Source organism: Furfurilactobacillus curtus (assembly GCF_045862785.1).
Taxonomy (GTDB): domain Bacteria; phylum Bacillota; class Bacilli; order Lactobacillales; family Lactobacillaceae; genus Furfurilactobacillus; species Furfurilactobacillus curtus.
Genome location: NZ_BQXO01000076.1, coordinates 1 through 393, shown reverse-complemented (window position 1 = coordinate 393; position 393 = coordinate 1). Strand labels below are relative to the sequence as shown.

Annotated in this window: 1 rRNA gene; it reads right to left on the bottom strand. The window is 51.7% G+C overall.

Features of this window, described 5'->3' with window-relative positions:
• Nucleotides 1-393: ribosomal RNA gene (locus ACKTR2_RS10520) — 23S ribosomal RNA — on the bottom strand; the annotation flags it as partial.

Sequence of the window (393 nt, the reverse complement as noted above, 5' to 3'; positions counted from 1 at the left end):
TAGCCTTCTGCGTCCCTCCATTGTTCAAACACGTTTAACTAGTACAGAAATCTCAACCTGTTAGCCATCGACTACGCCTCTCGGCCTCGCCTTAGGTCCCGAGTAACCCTGGGTGGACGAGCCTTCCCCAGGAAACCTTAGTCATTCGGTGGATCAGATTCTCACTGATCTTTCGCTACTCATACCGGCATTCTCACTTCTATGTGCTCCACCAGTCCTCACGGTCTGACTTCTCCGCCCATAGAACGCTCTCCTATCGCGCCACTTACGTGGCACCCACAGTTTCGCTAATGTGCTTAGCCCCGGTACATTTTCGGCGCAGAATCACTCGACTAGTGAGCTATTACGCACTCTTTAAATGGTGGCTGCTTCTGAGCCAACATCCTAGTTGTC